This window comes from Hymenobacter fastidiosus (genome assembly GCF_039539565.1).
Lineage (GTDB): Bacteria > Bacteroidota > Bacteroidia > Cytophagales > Hymenobacteraceae > Hymenobacter > Hymenobacter fastidiosus.
This window is the reverse complement of the sequence record NZ_BAABDJ010000047.1, coordinates 1-1,542: the sequence shown is the minus strand read 5'-3', so window position 1 is coordinate 1,542 and position 1,542 is coordinate 1. Positions and strand designations below refer to the sequence as shown.

Here is a 1,542-nt window from a genome sequence, read left to right as displayed (position 1 = left end):
CGAGCATGTTTGTCTTTGCAAGAAGACGAACACCTAGAAGTAAACTAGGGCACACGGGGGATGCCTTGGCTCTCAGAGGCGATGAAGGACGTGATAAGCTGCGAAAAGCTGCGGGGATTGGCACATACGAGGTGATCCGCAGATATCCGAATGGGGCAACCCACTACTGTGAAGCAGTAGGGCGTATAGCTTAAGTGCTATACGGGCAAACCCGGGGAACTGAAACATCTAAGTACCCGGAGGAAAAGAAAATAACAATGATTCCCCAAGTAGTGGCGAGCGAACGGGGAGGAGCCCAAACCGGGTTGGTTACGGCCAGTCCGGGGTTGTAGGACCTCAACATCTGATTATCTAATTTTAGCTGAACGACGTGGGAAAGTCGACCGCAGAGGGTGAGAGTCCCGTGAGCGAACTGATTAGGTACGGTAGAGGATTCCTGAGTAGAGCGGGACCGGAGAAATCCCGTTTGAATCCAGCGGCACCATCCGCTAAGGCTACATACTCCTGAGAGACCGATAGTGAACCAGTACCGTGAGGGAAAGGTGAAAAGAACCCTGAATAAGGGAGTGAAAAGAACCTGAAACCGTGTGCTTACAAGCGGTCGGAGGCCTTTAGTGGGCTGACGGCGTGCCTTTTGCATAATGAGCCTACGAGTTACTCCTCACTGGCAAGGTTAAGTGCTTGGAAGCACGGAGCCGCAGCGAAAGCGAGTCTGAATAGGGCGTGCAGTCAGTGGGGGTAGACGCGAAACTTTGTGATCTACCCATGACCAGGTTGAAGGTTAGGTAAAACTAACTGGAGGACCGAACCAGTTTCCGTTGAAAAGGATTTGGATGAGTTGTGGGTAGGGGTGAAAGGCCAATCAAACTGAGAAATAGCTCGTACTCCCCGAAATGTATTTAGGTACAGCGTCGGCGTAGAGTTACTAGGAGGTAGAGCTACCAATAGGACTAGGGGGTGTCAAAGCCTACCGAATCCTGATGAACTCCGAATGCCTAGTAATATAGCCGGCAGTGAGGCGTGGGGTGCTAAGGTCCCATGCCGAGAGGGAAAGAACCCAGACCATCTGCTAAGGTCCCTAAATTCGGACTAAGTTGAACAAAGGAGGTCCACTTGCCTTGACAGCCAGGATGTTGGCTTGGAAGCAGCCATTCATTTAAAGAGTGCGTAACAGCTCACTGGTCGAGCGAGAGGGCATCGATAATACGCGGGCATCAAGTCCGGTACCGAAGCAATGGATTTAGTCTTTAGTGACTAAGTGGTAGGGGAGCATTCCAGCAGCGGTGAAGGTGTCCTGTCAGGGATGCTGGAGCGGCTGGAAAAGCAAATGTAGGCATGAGTAACGATAATGTGGGTGAGAAACCCACACGCCGATAGACTAAGGTTTCCTGATCAACGCTAATCGGATCAGGGTTAGTCGGGACCTAAGGCTACGCCGAGAGGCTACGTCGATGGACAGCTGGTTGATATTCCAGCACTTATTTTGTGGAGTGATGCGGTGACGCAGTAGTGAAAGAGACGCGGGCGGACGGAAGTGCCCGT

At 51.8% G+C, this 1,542-nt stretch carries 1 rRNA gene; it reads left to right on the top strand.

The annotated features are described in order from the left end of the window. Positions 1 to 33 precede the first annotated feature (33 nt). Positions 34 to 1,542, top strand: a 23S ribosomal RNA gene (locus ABD833_RS19035); the annotation flags it as partial.